Annotated in this window: 17 protein-coding genes; 10 read left to right on the top strand and 7 right to left on the bottom strand. The window is 62.9% G+C overall.

Annotated elements, in window-relative coordinates:
- The first annotated feature begins 76 nt into the window (after window positions 1-76).
- Window positions 77-1,447: a formimidoylglutamate deiminase gene (locus VMR39_RS15620; RefSeq protein WP_325416868.1), complete on the top strand. Its 1,371-nt coding sequence runs from the start codon at window positions 77-79 to the stop codon at window positions 1,445-1,447.
- A 272-nt stretch (window positions 1,448-1,719) separates the two neighbouring features.
- Window positions 1,720-3,918 (top strand): TonB-dependent receptor, encoded by a 2,199-nt coding sequence (locus VMR39_RS15615; protein WP_325416867.1) that lies wholly within the window; start codon window positions 1,720-1,722, stop codon window positions 3,916-3,918.
- A gap of 630 nt (window positions 3,919-4,548) precedes the next feature.
- Here the strand turns inward: VMR39_RS15615 and VMR39_RS15610 are convergent.
- The gene (locus VMR39_RS15610; RefSeq protein ID WP_325416866.1) at window positions 4,549-5,634 is read right to left on the bottom strand and encodes an anhydro-N-acetylmuramic acid kinase; all 1,086 of its coding nucleotides are present in this window, start codon (window positions 5,632-5,634) and stop codon (window positions 4,549-4,551) included.
- 56 nt (window positions 5,635-5,690) lie between these two features.
- Here VMR39_RS15610 and tyrS point away from each other — a divergent pair, with 56 nt between their 5' ends.
- Both tyrS and VMR39_RS15600 read left to right on the top strand, forming a co-directional pair.
- Window positions 5,691-6,908: a tyrosine--tRNA ligase gene (tyrS, locus tag VMR39_RS15605; protein ID WP_325416865.1), complete on the top strand. Its 1,218-nt coding sequence runs from the start codon at window positions 5,691-5,693 to the stop codon at window positions 6,906-6,908.
- Window positions 6,909-6,995: 87 nt separating this feature from the next.
- Window positions 6,996-7,352 (top strand): PilZ domain-containing protein, encoded by a 357-nt coding sequence (locus VMR39_RS15600; RefSeq protein ID WP_325416864.1) that lies wholly within the window; start codon window positions 6,996-6,998, stop codon window positions 7,350-7,352.
- Here the strand turns inward: VMR39_RS15600 and VMR39_RS15595 are convergent.
- Window positions 7,324-8,430 (bottom strand): mechanosensitive ion channel family protein, encoded by a 1,107-nt coding sequence (locus VMR39_RS15595; RefSeq protein ID WP_325416863.1) that lies wholly within the window; start codon window positions 8,428-8,430, stop codon window positions 7,324-7,326. The genes VMR39_RS15600 and VMR39_RS15595 overlap by 29 nt on opposite strands.
- 193 nt (window positions 8,431-8,623) lie before the next feature.
- Between VMR39_RS15595 and VMR39_RS15590 the strand changes: the two genes are divergently transcribed.
- Complete coding sequence (locus VMR39_RS15590; RefSeq protein WP_325416862.1) at window positions 8,624-9,640, top strand: fatty acid desaturase family protein; 1,017 nt, start codon at window positions 8,624-8,626, stop codon at window positions 9,638-9,640.
- 12 nt (window positions 9,641-9,652) lie between these two features.
- Here the strand turns inward: VMR39_RS15590 and recG are convergent, their stop codons facing one another.
- The gene (recG, locus tag VMR39_RS15585; RefSeq protein WP_325416861.1) at window positions 9,653-11,716 is read right to left on the bottom strand and encodes an ATP-dependent DNA helicase RecG; all 2,064 of its coding nucleotides are present in this window, start codon (window positions 11,714-11,716) and stop codon (window positions 9,653-9,655) included.
- 143 nt (window positions 11,717-11,859) lie between these two features.
- Here recG and VMR39_RS15580 point away from each other — a divergent pair, with 143 nt between their 5' ends.
- On the top strand, window positions 11,860-12,126 hold the full coding sequence (locus tag VMR39_RS15580) for a succinate dehydrogenase assembly factor 2 (protein WP_325416860.1): 267 nt from the start codon (window positions 11,860-11,862) through the stop codon (window positions 12,124-12,126).
- A gap of 136 nt (window positions 12,127-12,262) precedes the next feature.
- Window positions 12,263-15,736 (top strand): transcription-repair coupling factor, encoded by a 3,474-nt coding sequence (gene mfd, locus VMR39_RS15575; RefSeq protein WP_325416859.1) that lies wholly within the window; start codon window positions 12,263-12,265, stop codon window positions 15,734-15,736.
- 672 nt (window positions 15,737-16,408) lie between these two features.
- Here the strand turns inward: mfd and VMR39_RS15570 are convergent.
- Window positions 16,409-16,849, bottom strand: a complete 441-nt coding sequence (locus tag VMR39_RS15570) for a cupin domain-containing protein (protein WP_325416858.1) — start codon at window positions 16,847-16,849, stop codon at window positions 16,409-16,411.
- A gap of 122 nt (window positions 16,850-16,971) precedes the next feature.
- Here VMR39_RS15570 and VMR39_RS15565 point away from each other — a divergent pair, with 122 nt between their 5' ends.
- Window positions 16,972-17,274, top strand: a complete 303-nt coding sequence (locus VMR39_RS15565; RefSeq protein ID WP_325416857.1) for a glycine zipper 2TM domain-containing protein — start codon at window positions 16,972-16,974, stop codon at window positions 17,272-17,274.
- Window positions 17,275-17,408: 134 nt separating this feature from the next.
- Here the strand turns inward: VMR39_RS15565 and VMR39_RS15560 are convergent, their stop codons facing one another.
- Entirely contained in the window at window positions 17,409-17,687 is a 279-nt protein-coding gene (locus tag VMR39_RS15560) for a hypothetical protein (protein ID WP_325416887.1), read from the bottom strand.
- Window positions 17,688-17,841: 154 nt separating this feature from the next.
- Window positions 17,842-18,249 (bottom strand): EVE domain-containing protein, encoded by a 408-nt coding sequence (locus VMR39_RS15555; RefSeq protein WP_325416856.1) that lies wholly within the window; start codon window positions 18,247-18,249, stop codon window positions 17,842-17,844.
- Window positions 18,250-18,352: 103 nt separating this feature from the next.
- Here VMR39_RS15555 and VMR39_RS15550 point away from each other — a divergent pair, with 103 nt between their 5' ends.
- Window positions 18,353-19,300: an isopenicillin N synthase family dioxygenase gene (locus VMR39_RS15550; protein ID WP_325416855.1), complete on the top strand. Its 948-nt coding sequence runs from the start codon at window positions 18,353-18,355 to the stop codon at window positions 19,298-19,300.
- A 60-nt stretch (window positions 19,301-19,360) separates the two neighbouring features.
- On the opposite strand, the gene VMR39_RS15545 is transcribed toward VMR39_RS15550, so the two are convergent.
- The gene (locus tag VMR39_RS15545; RefSeq protein ID WP_325416854.1) at window positions 19,361-19,744 is read right to left on the bottom strand and encodes a dihydroneopterin aldolase; all 384 of its coding nucleotides are present in this window, start codon (window positions 19,742-19,744) and stop codon (window positions 19,361-19,363) included.
- A gap of 112 nt (window positions 19,745-19,856) precedes the next feature.
- On the opposite strand from VMR39_RS15545, the gene VMR39_RS15540 reads away from it, so the two are divergent.
- Window positions 19,857-20,233, top strand: a 377-nt coding sequence (locus tag VMR39_RS15540) for a GNAT family N-acetyltransferase (protein WP_325416853.1), incomplete at its 3' end; no start/stop codon positions are given.

Genomic DNA, 20,233 nt, shown 5'->3' with positions numbered 1-20,233 from the left:
AAAATCGTCTCTCGGAGATCATGTCTGTTGCAACTGGCGTATTAATGTATAGACATAATGTCAAGGAGAATGATTGATGCGCAATGCGGCCGCCAGGAAATGTGACCTGTTCTTCCAAGCTGCGCTGACGCCGGACGGGTGGCGGCGGGATGTCCTAGTATCCGTGGAAAACGGAGTCATTCAAACCGTAACTCCGAATTTCGTCGCAGGATCGGCGCGGCGACTTGGCGTTGCCTTGCCTGGAATGCCCAATCTGCACAGCCATGCCTTCCAGCGCGGCATGGCCGGGCTGGCCGAGGCGGCCGGTCCCGGCCCCGACAGTTTCTGGAGCTGGCGCGAGATAATGTATAGGTTCGTCGACCGGATCACGCCCGATATCCTGCGATCGATCGCGGCCTTCGCTTATGTCGAGATGCTGGAAAGCGGGTTCACGCGCGTCGGCGAATTCCACTATCTGCATCATGATCGGGATGGTGTGGCCTTCGCCGATCCGGCGGAAATGAGCGCCGCAATCTTGGCAGCCGCAGCCGACAGCGGCATCGCTCTCACCCATCTGCCAGTCTTCTACGCCCATTCGGGCTTTGGCGGTGCGGCGCCGACCGAACGGCAGCGGCGCTTCATCACCGGCATCGACGGATATGAAAAGCTGCTGACCAGCGCACTACGAGCGGCGGCTGCCCTGCCCGATACGGTTGTGGGCATTGCGCCTCACAGCCTGCGAGCAGTGACGCCCGACGAACTGGCTGCATTGCAAGCCTTGGCTGGCACAGGGCCAGTGCATATCCACGTCGCCGAACAGATGCGCGAGGTGGAGGATTGCCTGGCCTGGAGCGGGCAACGGCCGGTCGAATGGCTTCTCGATCATGCGGCGGTCAATGCGCGCTGGTGCCTGGTCCATGCCACCCATCTGACCCAGGCGGAGGTATCCGGCCTCGCGCGCAGCCGGGCCGTTGCAGGACTGTGCCCCGTTACCGAGGCCAATCTGGGCGACGGAATCTTTCCGGCGTCGTCCTTTGTGGCGCAGGGCGGGGCCTATGGCATCGGCTCTGATTCCAACGTTCTGATTGACGCTGCCGAGGAGCTTCGGCTGCTCGAATATGGTCAGCGGCTGTCGCTGCGCAGGCGCAACATCATGGCGCCAGCGGAGGCCTCGACTGGGGAAACGCTGTTTCGCGCGGCACTAGTTGGCGGTGCGCAGGCGCTGGGCGGCGCGGCCGGGATCGCGCCGGGCATGCCGGCCGATATCGTCAGCCTGAACATGGGGCATGTCGCCATGGCTGGCCGGACCCCGGAAAACTGCCTCGACGGCCTTGTCTTCGCTGGCGCGCGCGCGGCCATCGACGGCGTGTGGCGCCGGGGCGAGCCGGTGGTGGAAGCGGGCCGTCATCGCAATCGGGATCGGATCGAGACGGATTATCGTCAAGCTCTAGCGGTGCTGCTGAATTGATCAAATAGATACATTATCGAGTCGATCCTGTCAGGCAGGACGCGAAAGCATTACTCTTGCGCAAAAATGAACGTGACGGCCTCACGAGATAAATGGAAGAAAAGATCAGGGAAACATAGGGATGCCGTATTAATCGGCAGTCGCGGGGGCGCAGGGACAGCGTTTTTATATGTATATACATAATATCTCATAAGCGCTATGCATCGAGACGGGCGCAATCGACGCCCCGATGCTGTTCGCAGCATCGACAACAGGTCAGATCGGGGATTGTCATGCATCACAGAGTCAGCGCCTTTCTTTCGTCATCCTGCGTACTCGCGGGTTTGCTCTATGGACCGGCAGCATTTGCACAGGTTCAGGCAGAACCCGCCGCCAGCGACAGCGCCGGGCTCGGCGAGATCGTCGTCACGGCCCAGAAGCGGCCGTCGCTGGCGCAGAAGACTCCCATCGCCATGTCCGTGTTGGATGAAGAAGCGATTCAGCGTAACGGCATCAGCACCGTCGAAAATCTCGCCGGCCTCGCACCGGGCCTGGCCTTCTCCCAAAGCGGAGCGCAGACGATCCTGACCATCCGTGGCGTATCCAGCCGCGATTCGACCGAGATTGGCGATCCGGCGGTGGCGCTGTCCATCGACGGCGTTTATTTCCAGCGCGCGTTGGGCCTCAACGCCACCATCTTTGACCTGGAACGGATCGAGGTGCTGCGCGGTCCGCAGGGTACGCTCCTGGGGCGCAACGCCACCGGCGGCGCGCTTAACATCATCACCGCCAAGCCGACCGATGAACTTGGCGGCTATGTCATGGGCGAGGTCGGCAATTACCAGACCTACAACACGGCGGGCGCCATCAACCTGCCCGTCAACGACCGGCTGAAACTGCGCGCGGCGTTCCAAACCCGCGATCGCGACGGCTTTCGTAACAATGCCCCAGCCAGGGACGGCGATGATGAGCATAGCAAGTCGGCGCGGCTGAGTGCGCTACTTACCCCGACCGAACGGCTTTCCGTCCTGCTGACGGCCGAATATACGCGCCTCAGCGGCATCGGCCCGGTCCGCTACAGCGTCGCGCCGGCTCTCAATGCGAGTGGCGGCGCCGACATCACGCAGAAGCCCGCTATCAACGACGATGGTGAAACCTTCCCGCTGACGCCAGGCGGCTATTTTCACGGCAACCTTTATTTCATGCGGTGGAATGTCAGCTATGATCTGGGCTTTGCCGACCTCACCTATCTGGGCGGCTATCGCGACCTGAAGGTGGAACGCCTGGCGCAGCAGGGCGGCGTCTATGACACGGTGCGCCGCAACCAGGCGTTCGACCAGCGCGAGCATCCGGGTACCGTCAATCATGAATTGCACCTGTCGTCACCGCAGGACGGGCCGCTGAAATGGCAGATCGGCACCTTCTATTTCCGCGAGGAGAATGACGTGTCGACCAAGACGGTTAACTATCCGGGTGCCGTCGCACTGACCGGGCCGCGCGATCTTCTGTCCGAATATACCTATCCCGAAGTACTGTCCGTGTCCCGGGCCGTCTTCGGACAGGCCGGATACAAGCTGACCGATACGTTGGAGGTGGAGGGCGGGCTGCGCTATAGCTCGGACAAGAAGAGCCGGGTCGGCTACAATGTTGTGACGAATGTTCCGACCTATTATGCGACGGGTGCGACATCCTATACTCGCACCGCACAAGACAGCCGCTACAGCAAGGGTATCACCACCTGGCATGTGGGGCTGAACTGGCAGGCGGCACCGCGCACGCTGGTCTATGCGAAGGTGGACACCGGCTTCAAGGATGGTGGCTTTACCGATTTGGCCGCCTATGGCCCCGAACGTATTACTGCCTATGAGATCGGCACAAAGAGCCGGTTCCTCGGCAACAGCCTGCAACTCAACCTGTCCGCCTACTGGTATGATTATACCGACCAGCAAGTCTCGCAGATCGTGCTGGACGGCAGCGGCAACAGTAGCGTGCTGGTGGTGAACGCGGGGAAGGCGCGGTACAAGGGGATCGAGGCCGATCTGAACTGGCTGGCGACCCCGGATGATCGGCTGGACGCCTATGTCGCCTATAGCGACGCCCAATATACCGATTTCGTGGCCGCCCTGAACGGCACCAATGTGAATATGGCGGGTAATCGACCGCCGCAGGCGCCCGTCTGGTCCGCCAATTTCGGGTACAGTCATGACTTCGACCTCGGCGCGGGAACGCTTCGCCTGCGCGCGCAGACGCATCTGGAGAGCAGATCCTATCTGGCCTTCACCAATCGTCCTTCCGAGCGGCAGGGTGCCTACAGCCGCTCGGACATCATCCTGTCCTACGAGCCGCAGGGACAAGGGTGGAGCCTGGAAGCCTATGTGCGCAATCTGGAGAACGAGAATGTCCTGACACTGGCTAGTGCCACGGCGACTGCCATCGGATATCAGTTCTCCGCCCCCCGAACATTCGGGGCAAGAGCGCGGATCAACTTCTAAAACGCCATGCAGTGCAGGCGCCTCTATCGTGATAGGGGTGCCTGTCGATTTAAGCCAACTTCCGGCCTCAATGATCCTGATTAGGCTCAGGGGCCGGCGACGAGACAGGTCACGGCGATCATTCCCCCGAACAGACGCGGTGAGGCGAAGATACGGTTCCTCGCTGACGCTCTTCAGCGGGGGATTAGGCGGTTGATGCCAGCCGCCAATGCGCGTCCGCTTCAAGCGGTCAACCTAACTTGAGATGGCTTGACTCATCACGACTGGGACATGATGGGATGTTTCAAGCATTCAGAGACGACGCCTGGCTTGCAACGGCAATACGATTGCTCCTGCAAAGCGCGCTTTCGCGCAATCCGCTACAAGCCGATATGCGAGCCTTTAAAGAACGGGATCGTTTTCGTCCCGTTCTGTCCAAGGCACACCATCAAGACCCACAAAAAATGTGGGAACGAAGATGGTCTGACTTAATAGAGTTGAAAAATTATTATTTAGAATCAATTAGATAAATAAAATTATGGTGACATCCATCTAAGATGAGTACGCACGGTCAGATTGCTATCTCCAACGAATTACAACAAAGGTGTTTCAGCGAAAGCTGGCATCGCACTTCCTCTTCCTCCAACCGCATCACGGTTGAAACAGAACGCCGCCCGTCATCGGTTCTGGCGCGCCGGTGGTTCCGGGAAAGCTGATCGGCAACCCCTTGAGGTGCCGCACCGCCATATAGGCGAAGCCCTGCGCCTCCAGCGCGTCGCCGTCCCAGCCCAGCCGATCGACGCTCAGCACCTCAGCCCCCGTCCGCTGCGCCAGCATCGCCATCAGGGTCGCATTGTGCCGCCCGCCGCCCGCGACATGGATTTGCGCCGGGCGATCGGGCAGATGGTCGACGCCGCGCGCCACGGCCGCCGCAGTGAAGGCGGTCAGGGTTGCGGCTCCGTCCTCCAGCTCCAGCCCTCGCACCGCGTCGATGCTGAATTGTTCGCGGTCGATACTCTTGGGCGGGGGCGCGGCGAACCATGGGTCGGCCATCATCGCCGCCAGCCGCGCCTCATCCACCTTGCCCCGCGCGGCGCAGGCGCCGCCGGCATCATAGGCGGCACCGCCATGGGTCTGCATCCAGTTGTCGATCAGGCCGCTCGCCATCCCCGTGTCGAACGCGATCAGCGTCCCGTCCGAGCCGATGAAGGTGATGTTGGCGACGCCGCCCAGATTGAGCACCGCTGCCGGCTTCGTCAGCCTATCGGCCAGTGCGCGGTGATAGACCGGCAGCAGCGGCGCGCCCTGCCCGCCCGCCGCCACATCGGCACTGCGCAGGTCGCCGACGACGGAAATGCCGAATGCTCCGGCCAACGCCGCACCATCGCCGATCTGCCAGGTCCAGGCCCATTCGGGTCGGTGCGCCACGGTATGACCATGAAAGCCGATCACCCTCACATCCTCGGCAATATGACCGCTGCGGCCGAGCAGGTCGGCGACCGCCTCCACATGATATTCTGTCAGGTCCGCCTCGACCGACGCGATCAGCGGCTCGAAACCCGGCTTTTCCATCACCATTGCCCGCTGGCACGCTTCGGCCAGTCGCAGACGGAACCCGTCGTCATATTCCTTCGCGTGGAAGGCGACCGCCTCGACCTGCCCCTCGCCATCCGTCTCGATAAGCGCGGCGTCGATTCCGTCGCGCGATGTGCCGGACATCAGGCCTATTGCTAGCATGGTCGAAACACTCCGCCTCTTTTACAGTCGCAACCGCAATGCTACAGGCGCGCGCCATGAGCAACTATCAGTCCGACCTCCTCCGCCTGCTGGAAACACGCGGCTACATTCATCAGCTGACCGACGCGGAGGGCCTCGACGCGCTCGCCGCCAGGCAGGTGGTGCCGGGCTATATCGGCTTCGACCCGACCGCGCCGTCGCTGCACGTCGGCAGCCTGGTGCAGATCATGATGCTGCGGCGGATGCAGCAGGCCGGGCACAAGCCGATCGTCCTGATGGGCGGCGGCACCGGCAAGATCGGCGATCCGTCCCTGCGCGACGAGGCGCGATCGCTGCTGACGGTCGACAAGATCAACGAGAATGTGAACAGCATCAAGCGCGTGTTCGAGCGCTTCCTGACCTTCGGTGACGGCCCGACCGACGCCGTCATGGTCGACAATGCCGACTGGCTCGACCGCCTCGAATATATCCCCTTCCTGCGCGACATCGGCCAGCATTTCTCGGTCAACCGGATGCTGAGCTTCGATTCGGTGAAGCTGCGGCTCGACCGCGAGCAGTCATTGAGCTTCCTTGAGTTCAACTACATGATCCTCCAGGCCTATGACTTCCTGGAACTGTCGCGCCGGGCCGAATGTCGCCTACAGATGGGCGGGTCGGATCAATGGGGCAATATCGTCAACGGCATCGAACTGTCGCGCCGCGTGGATGGCACGCAGGTATTCGGCCTGACCTCCCCGCTCATCACCACCGCTGACGGCGGCAAGATGGGCAAGACGGCGAAAGGTGCGGTATGGCTGAACGCCGATGCGCTGGCGCCCTATGATTACTGGCAGTTCTGGCGCAACACGCAGGATGCCGATGTCGGTCGCTTCATGCGCTTGTTCACCGACCTGCCGCTGGACGAGATCGCCCGGCTGGAGGCGCTGGAAGGCGCGGAGATCAACGAGGCGAAGAAGATCCTCGCCCATGCCGCCACCGCCATGGCTCATGGCGAGGAAGCTGCGACCGCCGCCGCCGAAACCGCTAGGCTGACGTTTGAGGAGGGTGCGTCGGACGCCAACCTGCCGACCGTGAGCCTGGGCGGCGAAGGCCTGACCGTGGTGCAGGCCACCACGGGCCTGGGCTTCGCCACCTCCAACAAGGAAGTGCGTCGCAAGCTGACCGAAGGCGCTATCAAGGTGAATGGCGAAGTCGTCACCGACCCGGCTGTAACACTGAAGGCCGGCGACAAGCTCAGTTTCGGCGCGAAGAAACACGGCCTGATCGTCGCCTGACGCCTCCAGCAAAGGAAAGAGCGTTAGCCGGTGGTTAACGCTCTCCCCTAGTAAAGCGTCCATGTTCGGGGGACTAGGCTCGGGCGCATGTCCTCGTCGGTCTTCGCCAATCTCGGCCATGTGCTGCGCTCGCGCGACCCTTCGGTCGAACAGCGACGCGCGCAGCGCGACCTGGTCGACATGGTCAGTCACGCCACCGCACGCGGCCGCACCCAGAGCATCCGGATCATCAATATCTCGGCACTGGGCCTGATGTGTCGCACCGACGGGGAACTGCTGACCGGCGAGCGCGTCACCGTCTGGCTGCCTGTATTGAAGGATTATCCATCCGTCGTCCGCTGGGCGGAGGATGGCCGCGCCGGCCTAGAGTTCATGGAGCCGGTCAATCCGCGCCTGTACGACGCGATGATGGCGCTTATTCCGCCGCGCCGAACCGCCTGGTAGTCGCCAGTCCGGCGGATTCCCGTTCGATGAAACCTTCGCCCGCCTCCACCCGCTGACGCCCGCGCACGAGCGCCTCGGGCATGTCGGTGCGCAGGAAGGTCAGCATCGCCTCCCGCACTTCGCAGCGCAGGTCGAAGGCTATACCCGCATTGCGCGCGCTCAGAAGCCCGCGCAGTTCCAGCGCATCGGCGCGGTGGTCTGTCACCTGCAGGATCGCGACCCGACCGTCCCAGCGGCCGTTGCTCTTCACCGCCTCGACGAAGCGCGTACGGATACGCTCGATATCGGCCGTCGGATCGACATAGAGGAACACCGTGCCCAGGAGGTCGGACGTCTTCGTCGTCCAGTTCTGGAAAGGCTTTTCGAGGAAATAGGATACCGGCACCACCATGCGCCGGTCGTCCCAGATGCGCACGATGACATAGGTCAGCTTGATCTCCTCGATCCGCCCCCATTCGCCTTCGATGATGACCACATCGTCCAGCCTTATCGGCTCGGAAAAAGCCATCTGGATGCCAGCGATCAGGTTCTTGAGCGCAGGCTGCGCCGCCGCGCCGACCGCGAGTGCCGCAAGGCCTGCCGACGCCATCAGCGACACCCCGATCGTCCGCACGCCTGGAATGGCGATCAGCATCATCGCAATCACGAAGAAACCGACGATGCACTGGCAGATGCGATAGAGGATGCTGATCTTGGTCCGACGCCTGCGGGCCTTGAGGTTATCCTCGACACTAATGTCGGCGCGTTCCTCCAGCATCGCCTTGCCCGCGCGCATCGCCCGCAGGATCAGCCAGCCGACCAGCAGCGCAAAGATCATCCGCGCCCCGATCGACCATATATCCTCGATCCGCTCGCCCAATTCGATCGACTTCAGCCCAGCTCCCAGCGCCAGCAGCACGACCAGCCATCGCGTCGGCTGGAAGATGGCGGGCAGAAGCACCGGCTCGATCCGCGCGCGCTTCACCACGCGAACCGCGATCCAGTAGAGCGCCCAATGAATGACGAAGGCGATAGCCACCGACAGCGCGATCGAAAGCGCGGCCATCGGCGAGATATGGGTCAGGCTGATGTCGGACATGCCTGGGGCAACGCGACTGCGCGCGATTTTGTTTCGCAGGTGCAGCGGGATTTGCGGCAAGGGGGTATTTGCTGGCGAGCTTTTCCTGATGCATCGCAGTTTTGCACATATGGCCGGGACCAGCGCTTGACGCCCGTCGGCACCAACCATAGCATCCGTCACGGTCTGGCGCAGTATTCGGAGGCATGCTCCCATGGAAGACATCGCCGCGGAGCGCGCGCCCGGATACCGATATCCGCGACGCGACACACTGCCTTTGATCCGGGAACTTTCCGTCGTTCCCAACTGGCGCAATGCCTTATTGTTGGTCTTTCAGTGGGTCGTCATGATCGCGGCCTGCGTGATTGCGATCCGGGTGGACCGGGTCTGGGCCTATCTGCTGGCGGGCGTCGTCATCGGATCGCGCGTTCAGTGCCTGGCGGTGATGATGCACGAGGCGTGTCACAGGATGCTGTTCAGCAATCGCCGCCTCAACGATCTGATCGGCGACATTTTCGTCGCCTATCCGCTGGCCCTGAGCGTCGATCTCTACCGTGTCGCCCATATGGTGCATCACCGCCACACCAACACGATGCGCGACTTTGATTATCGGGTCCAACGAAAGGATCCCGACCAGCATTTCCCGAAAAGCGGTCGTGAGATGGGCGTGCTGCTGCTGCGCAGTGTGTTCGGCCTAAACTATTATCGCGTGGCGCGGGCCGGTCGGATCTGGGCGCCGATTGCCAATTTCCACAATCCCCGTCGCTTCGGCTTCGATTATCGGCTGGGGCTGCGGTTGCGCTACGTCGCCTGGGCCATAATGGTCTATGGCCTGATCCTGGCATCGCCCTGGCGCTGGCAGATATTGGGCTTGTTCACGATCCCGCAGTTCATCTGGGTGAACGTCTTCAACCGAATCCGGGCGATGGCGGAGCATAACGGCGTCACCGACGAACTGGAACTGAACGGTACGCGCACCGTCATCCCCACTCTGCTGGACCGGTTCCTGATCGCGCCGTTCAACGTCAGCTATCATCTGGAACATCATCTGTTCCCGTCGGTGCCGGGGCACAATCTGCGCCGGCTGCACCGGCATCTGATGACCGATCCGGCTTATGCGGCGGACGCGCACGTCACCCGCGGCTACTGGGGCGTGATCAGGGAATTGATGCCGCCGCCCACAGCGACAAGCGCGACCGAGCAAAGGGCGGTCGTGGAGGTCAGGTCGTAACGCCCGGCCGGTCTACCCGCCCCTGAGCAGGCCGACAGCCGCATCCTTCTCGAACAGATAGAGGCAGGTCCGCGCCGCCTGCCCCCGCGGGCTGTCCAGCCCGCCGTCGCGCTCGATCAGCAGGTGCGCATCGTCCCGCGCGCTGTCCACCAGCGCCGCGACATGTTCGGGCGTTGCGACCTTCAATTCCGCCTCGCCCGACTGGCGCGTGCCCAGCACTTCGCCCGCGCCGCGCAGTTTCAGATCCTCCTCGGCGATCCGGAAACCGTCATTCGTCTCGCGCATCAGCGCCAGCCGCGCCCGCGATGTCTCGCCCAGCGCATTGCCGCGCAGCAGCAGGCAAGTCGATGGCTTGTCGCCGCGTCCTACGCGCCCGCGCAACTGGTGCAATTGTGCCAGCCCGAACCGATCCGCCCCCTCGATGATGATGAGGCTGGAGTTGGGCACGTCCACGCCCACCTCGATCACCGTGGTCGCAACCAATATCTGCGTGCGACTGGCGGCGAACGCCTCCATCGCCGCATCCTTGTCCGGTCCTTTCATGCGGCCATGGACGAGGCCCACCCGCTCGCCAAAGCGCATCTTCAGCGACTCGGCGCGCGCCTCTGCCGCCGCCTGATCGCTCGTCTCGCTTTCCTCGACCAACGGACAGACCCAATAGGCCTGCCCGCCGCCTTCGACATGGCGGGCGAGTGCATCGACCACCTCGTCCAGCCGGCTGGCGGCCATGACGAGCGTCTGGATCGGTTGGCGCCCCGGCGGCATCTCATCCAGCCGCGACACCTCCATTTCGCCATAATAGGTGAGCGTCAGCGTGCGCGGAATCGGCGTCGCGGTCATCACCAGCAGGTGCGGCGACCGCTCCGCCTTGCTCGCCAGCATCATCCGCTGCGCTACGCCGAAGCGATGCTGCTCGTCGATCACCGCCAGCCCCAGCGCCTTATATTGCACCGCCTCCTGAAAGATGGCGTGGGTGCCGACCAATATGTCGATGCTGCCGTCCGCCAGCCCCATCAAGGTCGCCTCGCGCACCTTGCCCTTCTCGCGCCCGGTCAGGATCGCGATCTCTAAGGGAAGTCCCGACGCCATTTTCCGCAGCGTCTCATAATGTTGCCGCGCAAGGATTTCGGTCGGCGCCAGCATCGCCCCCTGCATCCCCGCCTCGACAGCGTTCAGCAGCGCCATCAGCGCCACCAAGGTCTTGCCCGACCCGACATCGCCCTGAAGCAGCCGCAGCATCGGCGTCGCCTGCGCCATGTCGCCCTCGATCTCGCCGATCGCGCGGCGCTGCGCGCCGGTCGGCGCGAAGGGCAGCTTCAGCATCGCGCGCAGCCGCCCGTCGCCTTCGATCGGCACGCCCCGTCGCCGCCGCGACGATTGCCGCACCAGCATCAGCGCCAACTGCCCCGCGAAAATCTCGTCATAGGCCAGCCGCTCGCGCGCCTTCGCGTCGGACGGATCGGCATGGACCCGTGCCAGAGCATCCTTCCACGCCGGCCAGCCCTTGCGAGCCAGCAGGCTTGGCTCGATCCATTCGGGCAGTTCCGGCGCCCGCGCCAAGGCCTGCCCCGCGATGTCGCGCATCCGGTTGTTGGTCAGCCCTTCCGAAAGCCCATAGACCGATTCGCGCGCGGGCACCGTCTCCGCCTCCTCGGGCGGCAGGACATAGTCGGGATGCACCATCTGGAGGTTATCGCCATAGGCCTCCAGCTTCCCCGAAACGAACTTCGGCTCGTTCAAAGGCAGCAGCTTGCGCGGCCAGGCGCTGTTCTTCCCGAAATAGACGAGGCTGACGGCATTGCCCCGACCGTCGATGGCCTGCACGCGAAAGGGCGCACGCGCGCTGCCGCTGGCGCGATAGTCGACCGGGGTCAGCATCGTGCCGATCACCCGCCCCGCATCCGCCATGTCCAGTTGGTCGGTCAGGTGCCGGTCCACCCAGCTGACCGGAACATGAAAGGCGACGTCGACTGCGCGCGCCAGTCCCAGCCGCTCCAGCGGGCGGGCGAGCGCGGGGCCGATGCCCTTGAACAGGGATATTTCGGCAAAGAGCGGATTGAGAATATCGGGTCGCATGGCTATCTGCTGCCTCTAGAGCATTTTCGAAGCGGTCGGAACGGCCGGTGGCTCGGAAAATGCGACAACACATAATGCCAACCGGGACGGTGGTTCAATCACCCGATCGGCGGGCTGCGCCATGCCCGTTAAAGGAACAAATTGTGAACGACAATCCCCAGATGCGCCGCATCAAATTCCGGGCCTGGCATCGCGGCACGCGGGAAGCGGACTATACGGTCGGCGGCTTCTTCGAACGCTATCACGCCGAATGGAACGAAGAAGAAATCGCGTGGTTTGAAAAGTTTATGGATGAACAGGATGCCGACATCATTGGCTGGGCGCTCGGCACGATCCCGGTGCCCGAAGAGTGGAAAGGCCCGATGATGGACAGGTTCCTGAAACTCGATTTCGTAAAGATCGAGAATTAATCGACCTTCCCCTTATGGCTCCCCTCTCGCTTGCGGGAGGGGTCGGGGGAGGGTCTATGACGACTGACAAATAAGCCCTCCCCTAGCCCCTCCCGCAAGCGGGAGGAGGACTAAATAAGGAGGGGAGAGAACCCAGATGACCGATCTCCAGAAAATCCTGAAGGCGAAGGCGCCGCTTACCCTCTCCGGCGTACCCGCGGGCTTCCAGCCCTGGCTGCTGGCCGACATAGCCCGCGCCGCCGGGACCGCGAATGGCCGCGCCGTCTTCATCGCATCCGACGAGCAGTTGATGCGCGCGGTCGCGGATACGGCGCATTATTTCGCGCCGGAGATCGAGATCATTGAAATTCCCGCCTGGGACTGCCTGCCCTATGACCGCGCCAGCCCGTCGCTGCGCGCGGCATCGGCGCGCCTCGCGGGTCTCCATGCGCTGCAAGCCAAGCCCAAAGGCCCGCAGCTGGTCGTCACCACGCTGGCGGCGATGACCCAGCGCACGCTCACCCCATTCCGCGTCCGCCAGCTCGTCGCCAAGCTCGCGCCCAAGGAGCGGATCGCGATCCAGAAGCTGGCCGAAATGTTGCAGGCCAATGGCTATGTCCGCACCGACACGGTGCATGACCGTGGCGAATTCGCCATTCGCGGCGGCATCGTCGATCTCTTCCCCGGCGGCGAGGAACATCCGCTCCGCCTCGACTTCTTCGGCGACGAAATAGAGACGGTCCGCCGCTTCGACCCTTCCGACCAGCGCACGATCGAGAATGTCGACGGCTTCATCCTCCTCCCCGCCTCCGAAGCGCTGCTGGACGAGGAGACGATCAAGCGCTTCCGTAGCCGTTATCGCGAAATTTTCGGCGCGACCGCGACCGGCGACCCGCTCTATCAGGCGGTCAGCGAAGGCCGCCGCCTCGCCGGCATGGAACATTGGCTGCCCCTGTTCGAGGAACGCCTCGTCCCCCTCACCGATCATCTCGGCGAAGACGCCGTCCTGATCCGCGACCATGGCGTTGCCGGCGCGGCGGAAAGCCGGTTCGAATCGATCCGCGACTATCACGCCAACCGTGTGCAGGCGAAATCGTCCGACCCCGGCGCCTATCGCCCGCTAAAACCCGACTCCCTCTATCTCGACGCCGCCGAATGGGACGCCGCCGTCGCGACCCTGCCCATGCACGGCACCACGCCCTTCCACGAACCCGAAAGCGCGACCGTCCTCGACTTTGCCGTCGACGGGCCCCGCGATTTCGCCCCCGAACGCGCGCAGAACACGAACATCTACGAAGCCGTCGGCAAGCATATCGCCACCCTGCGTCGCGAGAAGAAGAAGGTCGTCATCGCCAGCTATTCCGGCGGCGCGCGTGAACGCCTCTCCGGCCTGCTCGCGGACCATGGCGTCGCCCGGCTTGCCGCCGCCGACAGCTGGCAGGAGGCGCTGGGCATTGCCGCCAATGGCAGCGTCACGCTCATGGTCCTTGGCCTCGACCATGGCTTCACCGCGCCCGACGTCGCCGTCCTCACCGAACAGGACATGCTCGGCGACCGCCTCGTCCGCCGCGCCAAGCGCAAGAAGAGCGCGGACGCCTTCCTTCAGGAACTGGCGACCCTCTCCCCCGGCGACCTCGTCGTCCATATGGATCATGGCATCGGCCGCTATGAAGGGCTGACGCAGATTCCGGTCAGCAAGGCTGCGCATGATTGCGTGGCGCTGACCTATGCCGGCGGCGACAAGCTTTATGTCCCGGTCGAAAATCTCGAAGTCCTCTCCCGCTACGGGAGCGAGAATGAAGGCGTAACGCTAGACAAGCTGGGCGGCGAAGCCTGGCAGCGGCGCAAGGCAAAGATGAAGGAGCGCATCCGCGAAATCGCGGGCGAACTCCTGAAAACCGCCGCCGAACGCGCCCTGCGCGCAGCCACCGTCGCCGAACCGGACACGGCCGGCTACCCCGCCTTCGTCGACCGCTTCCCCTATCAGGAAACCGACGATCAGGATCGCGCGATCAGCGACGTGGTCGAAGACCTTGGCGCGGGCAAGCCGATGGACCGGCTCGTCTGCGGCGATGTCGGCTTCGGCAAGACCGAAGTCGCCCTGCGCGCCGCCTTCGTCGCCGCGATGGCGGGGATGCAGGTCGTGGTCATCTGCCCCACCACATTGCTCGCCCGCCAGCATCACATGAATTTCGAGGAGCGTTTTCGCGGCTTCCCGGTCAATATCGGCCGCCTCTCCCGCCTCGTCCCCGACAAGGAGGCGAAGGCGACCAAGGCGGGCCTGGCCGACGGCACGATCGACATCGTCGTCGGCACCCACGCGCTGCTCGCCAAGGGGCTGGAGTTCAAGCGCCTCGGCCTCGTCATCGTCGACGAGGAGCAACGGTTCGGCGTCACCCACAAGGAGCGCCTCAAGAGCCTGAAAACCGACGTCCATGTCCTGACGCTCACCGCCACGCCGATCCCGCGCACGCTGCAAATGGCGATGTCCGGCCTGCGCGAACTGTCGGTCATCCAGACCCCGCCGGTCGATCGCCTGGCGGTGCGCACCTACATCATGCCCTGGGACGGCGTCGTGATCCGGGAGGCTTTGCTGCGCGAACATTATCGCGGCGGCCAGAGCTTCTTCGTCGTGCCGCGCATCGCCGACCTCACCGAAGTCGAGGAATTTCTGCGCACCGAAGTCCCCGAAGTCAAACCCATCGTCGCCCATGGCCAGATGAGCGCCACCGACGTCGAAGAGCGCATGTCCGCCTTCTACGACAAGCGCTACGATGTGCTGCTCTCCACGACCATCGTCGAATCCGGCCTCGACATTCCCAGCGCCAACACGCTCATCATCCACCGCGCCGACCGCTTCGGCCTCGCCCAGCTCTACCAGCTGCGCGGCCGCGTGGGGCGCTCCAAAACGCGCGCCTATGCCTATTTCACCACGCCGGCCAACCGCATCATCACCGAAACGGCGGAAAAGCGATTGAAGGTTCTCTCCGACCTCGACACGCTCGGCGCAGGCTTCCAGCTCGCCTCCCACGACCTCGACATTCGCGGCGCGGGCAATCTCGTCGGCGACGAACAATCAGGCCATATCAAGGAAGTCGGCTTCGAACTCTACCAGTCGATGCTGGAGGACGCGATCATGGACGCCAAGGCCGGCGGTGTCGGGCTGGAGCCGCGCCGCGACAGCTTCTCGCCCCAGATCAGCGTCGACGCGCCGATCCTCATCCCCGACGATTATGTGCCGGACCTTGACCTGCGCATGGGCCTCTATCGCCGCATCAACGAGCTGGAGGACCGCAACGGTCTGGAGGCGTTCGCCGCCGAACTGATCGACCGTTTCGGGAAATTGCCGCTGCCGACGCAGAACCTGCTCAAGATCATCGAGATCAAGCAGAACTGCCTGATCGCGAACATTTCCAAGATCGACGTCGGACCGAAGGGCGCGCTGGTCAGCTTCTTCGAGGACCGCTTCCCCAAGCCCGCCGGCCTCGTCGCCTATGTCCAGAAACTGAACGGCGTCGCCCGCCTGCGCCCTGACAGCAAGGTCGTGGTCGACCGCGCCTGGCCTGACCCCCAGGCACGTCTGAACGGCGCGCTACAACTGTCGAAGGGGCTGATGAAGGCGGCAGGGTGAGGTACGATAGCGCCGCTGTTGCGTCCGCTTCGCCTGATCCTGCTGGTTCGCGTGCAAGCAGACCAATGATGCCGACGACAGGAGCCTGAACGACATTCTGTCGGGTGTTGCCTAAATCGTTTCCGACCATCGGCAGCCCGCCACTGGCCGATCCGCCAGGCCAGTGGGATCGCCAGCCCGCCATGACCACTCGCCCTGAAACGCAAAATGGGGGCCGGCATTTCTGCCGGTCCCCACTTCCGTCAGGTCTATCAATCCGCTTCCTCTGCAGGATGCGATCATCGGCCTGGCGTATCCTTCGCACCATCCTCTGAAAGAGGCACTGCTCCGGTTTTGCATTGGGTTTTGGCCAGAGGCCGCCATCCGTTGCTGATCGTCTGTCCCCGATACCCGACGTTCACTTTCGCGCGTACCCGGCAGCGGCTCCATACGATCCGTTCGTCAGCTCCAGCTCCAGCTCCATCCTCGCGAACTTTGCCTGCCAGCGAACTGTCGAAGCGAGTTAAATGTATGATTTCTCACCCATTTTCAGAAGCGGATTGCTCCGTTTCCATCGTCTCGATAAAGGGATGGTCTCACCATCTGCGAGTCGTGCAAAGCGAAATCTGACGGTTTGGTGACAGATTTTTTCGCAAATCTGTGGATAAGTTTGTGGATAAGTCTCCACGTCGATCAGGCGCCCGGCGTCCAGTCCGGCGGAGCCAGCGTAAATCCAGCAAAATCAAAGCCCGGTGTAACCGTGCAACTGACCAGCGACCATCCGCCCTGCGGCACGCTCGCCTGCCAATGATGCGCGGGCACCCAGCCCTGCGGCATCTGCCCCGCCAATATGTCCGGCCCAAGCAGCAGGTCGCGCGGCACCTCTCCTTCCGCCGCGATTGACAGGACCAGGGGCGCACCAGCATGCCAGAACCAATGTTCGTCGGCATCGACGCGGTGCCAGTGCGACCGGTCATGCGCTTCCAAAAGGAAAAGGATCGCGGTGCCGCGTGCCCGCTCACCGGGTTCAACGGCGGCACGCCATGTCTCCCTATACCAGCCGCCTTCGGGATGCGGCATCAGCCCGAGCGCATCTATCAATGCCTTGCCATCACGCTCATCGTCCGCGCGCATCATTTTACCTCAAATTTTATTTCCATGGAAACAGCAGCTTAGATTGTTGTGGGAGGTTCATGCAACTTCGATCAGTATAAACGGGTTCAAGCGACAAACCACGCTATCTGGAGGAGATATTCATGCGTAAAGCCCTGCTCGCCCTGGCCGCCGTTTCCCTGGCCGTACCCGTTTCGATGGCTGTGCCGACCGATGGCGCCCAAGCCCGCAAACATTATCGTTACAAGGAATGGCGTGGCCGTGATGGCCGCACCTATTGCCGCAAGTCGAACGGCACAACCGGCTTGATCGTCGGCGGCGTCGGCGGCGCACTCGCCGGTCGTGCGATCGACACCCGTGGCGACCGCGCTACCGGCACCATCCTCGGTGCAGCGGGCGGCGCCCTGCTCGGCAAGGCAATCGACAGCAAGCGCACCTGCCGCTGATCGGTCGAGCCGGCGCCGCCTCGTGCCTGGCGCCGGTTCCCGAACCGACGAGTTTCATGTCCGCTGACACGACATGAAAAAAAGGGACGGCATCCCGTCGGATGCCGTCCCTAAATCTTGTAAGCGCTAAAGGCTTATTCCGAAGCGGCGCCGCGCGCGTCTTCGACCTTGAAGGCGACCTGCTGGCCGCCCGACACGCCGGAAACCTTGCCATTCTTGACGGCCAGGTTGAAGGCGACGGCGTCGGGGAAACGACGGCCCGAAATCACCTTGCCACCCTTGGTGTCCTTCACCTGGTACACATAGGTGTAACCCTCGTGGGTGAAGCGCTGCTTGGGAGCGGCTTCCTCAGCCTGGACGGCGGTGGCGGCGATGGCGCTCAGGGCACCGGCGACAATGAACTTGGACAGCATTCGCATGGGTAAACTCCTTGTGAATGCCGATCAAACACCTCTGTTCTTTATTCTTGTTCTGTTGCCGCCGTCATATGGTGCGCTGCGGCAAAGCGACAATCGCAAAAAATGACGGTATGATTGCATCATGTGCAACCGCGTCCCACTGTTCTAATTAAGCCTTTGACATGGCAACGATATGGTCGAACTGCGCCTTCGTCAGCGGAGAGACCGAAAGGCGCGACTGACGCAGCATGACCATGTCGGCAAGCGCCGAATCGGCCTTCATGGCCTTTAACGTCACCGGCTTTTCGAGCTTTTCATGGGGCGCGACATGAACTGCGATCCACTTACCGGTGTCGTCGGTGCTGTCGGGCGCGGCTTCTTCAACGATCTGCATGATACCGACCGCCTCTACGCCGATATTGCTGTGGTAAAAGATGGAAAGGTCGCCCTTCCGCATCGCCTTCATATGCCCCTGCGCCGCATGGTTGCGCACGCCGTCCCATTCCGCCTTCTTCTTTTCGACCAGGTCGGCATAGGAAAAGACGTCGGGTTCCGATTTCATCAGCCAATAGTTCATTTTGCCTCCTTGCAACAGCGGCCTGGCGCGATCAAGGATGCAGCCATGCGCGGGCGGCCCCATATGGGTGGTGCGCCCCATTTCGAGATCTGGAGAATAAAACGTGTCGCAAACGGTACTGGATCAGGTGCCCGTCCTTTCCATGGCGGACATGCCCAAGGCCGACTTCGCTCAGGCTTTCGGCGAATCCTTTCAGCGCTTTGGCTTCGCCATGGTGAAGGACCACGGCATGGACCAGATACTGGTCGACAATGGCTGGAAACTGGCGCGCGATTTCTTTGCGCTGCCCGTCGATGTGAAGCGCGCCTATGACGCAAAGTTCAACGGCGGCCAGCGTGGCTACACGGCTTTCGGCGTCGAAATCGCCAAGGGCGCGAGCGAGAACGACCTGAAGGAATTCTGGCATGTCGGCCGCGACCTGCCCGAAGGCGATCCGCTGGCCGAGACCATGCCGCCCAATATCTGGCCCGCCGAAATGCCGGAGTTCAAGCCGGTTTTCGCCAAGCTGTATCGCGAATTCGACCGCGTCGGCGCGGAACTGCTGTCGGCGATCGCCCTCTATCTCGGCCTGCCCGAACGCTGGTTCGACGGTCCTGTCGAGAATGGCAATTCGATCCTTCGCCTGCTTCATTATCCGCCAGTGTCGCCGCAAGCCCCTGGTATCCGCGCCGGCGCGCATGAGGACATCAACCTCATCACCCTGCTCCTGGGCGCGGAGGAAGGCGGGCTGGAACTGAAGGACCGTAACGGCAACTGGCTGCCGGTGGTACCGCCGCCGGGCGCGCTGGCGATCAATGTCGGCGACATGTTACAGCGGCTGACCAACCATATGCTGCCATCGACCAGCCATCGTGTAGTCAATCCGCCGCCGGAACGGCGCGGCCATTCGCGCTATTCCATGCCCTTCTTCCTGCACCTGCGGCCGGACTTCATGATCGACGCGCTGCCGCAATGCGTGACGGAGGAAAATCCGCGCCGGGACGCACCGATCAGCGCGCATGACTATCTGACCGAACGGCTGATCGAGATCGGACTGATCAAGAAGGGATGATTGAGGTTCGAGCGAAGTCGGGAAGGGTTTCTCGACTTCGCTCGAAACGAACGTAGTTCGTTACTTCCGTCCGCGGCCGAGGGTGATGCCGATTTCCTCACCGCGCTCGCTGAGCGCCAGCTTCACGATCTTCACCTCGACATGGCTGACCTTGTCGTCCTGAAGGAAGATGGTGTCGATGATATGGTCGGCGACCGCCTCGATCAGGGTGAAATGGACGCCTTCGGGCAGCGCGGTAGACGCGGCATGCTTCAGGTCCATATAGTTTTTCGACTGGGTCAGGGGCGTCGCCGGCTCATAATGATCGGCGATTCGCAGGCGCGCGCGGATGGAAATGCGCAGCGGCTGGGGGAGATGCGTCTCCTCCGAATAAATGCCGGTCAGCACGTCGACGTGCAGGTTATTGACCTCCAGCGTCAGAAAATCGTCAAATCCTGTCTGCATAGCCTTGCCACATATGGCCCATATCCTGCGGTCAGGCGGGGCCTATTTAGTCTTTCATTTTGCGGCGCGGACGCTAAAGCCCGCCGCTCCGGCGCTGCCCCATGCGCCATTGATGGCGGAACGGCAAGTCGTGTCTCACATTCTTCCCCTGGACAGTCAGCCCGAAGAGGCGATCGAGCGGCTGCTCGACGCGGCTTTCGGTCCTGATCGCCATGGCCGCACCGCTTACAAGATTCGCGACGGAATGCCCTGGCTCCCTGCCCTCTCCTTCGCCGTGGTGGATGCCGACGGCGCGCTGATCGGATCGCTGCAAAGCTGGCCGGTGGCGCTGACGCAGGCCGACGGCAGCCAGTTGCCGCTGATCATGGTCGGCCCGGTCGCCGTCGATCCCGCGCACCAGCATGGCGGCCATGGGCGGGCGATGATGGACGCGGTGGTCGCCGCTGCCCGGACGCAGCGCGCCGAGCCGCTGATGATGATCGGCGATCC

The sequence above is a fragment of the Sphingobium sp. genome, from assembly GCF_035511395.1.
GTDB lineage: Bacteria > Pseudomonadota > Alphaproteobacteria > Sphingomonadales > Sphingomonadaceae > Sphingobium.
This window is presented reverse-complemented; position numbering and strand designations above follow the sequence as displayed.

Excerpts from the sequence above, each read along its gene's own strand:
- VMR39_RS15545 (WP_325416854.1), bottom strand. The coding sequence starts at position 19,744 with ATGCAGACAGGATTTGACGATTTTCTGACGCTGGAGGTCAATAACCTG.
- VMR39_RS15555 (WP_325416856.1), bottom strand. The coding sequence starts at position 18,249 with ATGAACTATTGGCTGATGAAATCGGAACCCGACGTCTTTTCCTATGCC.
- VMR39_RS15590 (WP_325416862.1), top strand. The coding sequence starts at position 8,624 with ATGGAAGACATCGCCGCGGAGCGCGCGCCCGGATACCGATATCCGCGA.
- VMR39_RS15560 (WP_325416887.1), bottom strand. The coding sequence starts at position 17,687 with ATGCTGTCCAAGTTCATTGTCGCCGGTGCCCTGAGCGCCATCGCCGCC.
- VMR39_RS15570 (WP_325416858.1), bottom strand. The coding sequence starts at position 16,849 with ATGCGCGCGGACGATGAGCGTGATGGCAAGGCATTGATAGATGCGCTC.
- VMR39_RS15595 (WP_325416863.1), bottom strand. The coding sequence starts at position 8,430 with ATGTCCGACATCAGCCTGACCCATATCTCGCCGATGGCCGCGCTTTCG.
- tyrS (WP_325416865.1), top strand. The coding sequence starts at position 5,691 with ATGAGCAACTATCAGTCCGACCTCCTCCGCCTGCTGGAAACACGCGGC.
- VMR39_RS15610 (WP_325416866.1), bottom strand. The coding sequence starts at position 5,634 with ATGCTAGCAATAGGCCTGATGTCCGGCACATCGCGCGACGGAATCGAC.
- VMR39_RS15620 (WP_325416868.1), top strand. The coding sequence starts at position 77 with ATGCGCAATGCGGCCGCCAGGAAATGTGACCTGTTCTTCCAAGCTGCG.
- VMR39_RS15565 (WP_325416857.1), top strand. The coding sequence starts at position 16,972 with ATGCGTAAAGCCCTGCTCGCCCTGGCCGCCGTTTCCCTGGCCGTACCC.
- VMR39_RS15600 (WP_325416864.1), top strand. The coding sequence starts at position 6,996 with ATGTCCTCGTCGGTCTTCGCCAATCTCGGCCATGTGCTGCGCTCGCGC.
- recG (WP_325416861.1), bottom strand. The coding sequence starts at position 11,716 with ATGCGACCCGATATTCTCAATCCGCTCTTTGCCGAAATATCCCTGTTC.
- mfd (WP_325416859.1), top strand. The coding sequence starts at position 12,263 with ATGACCGATCTCCAGAAAATCCTGAAGGCGAAGGCGCCGCTTACCCTC.
- VMR39_RS15615 (WP_325416867.1), top strand. The coding sequence starts at position 1,720 with ATGCATCACAGAGTCAGCGCCTTTCTTTCGTCATCCTGCGTACTCGCG.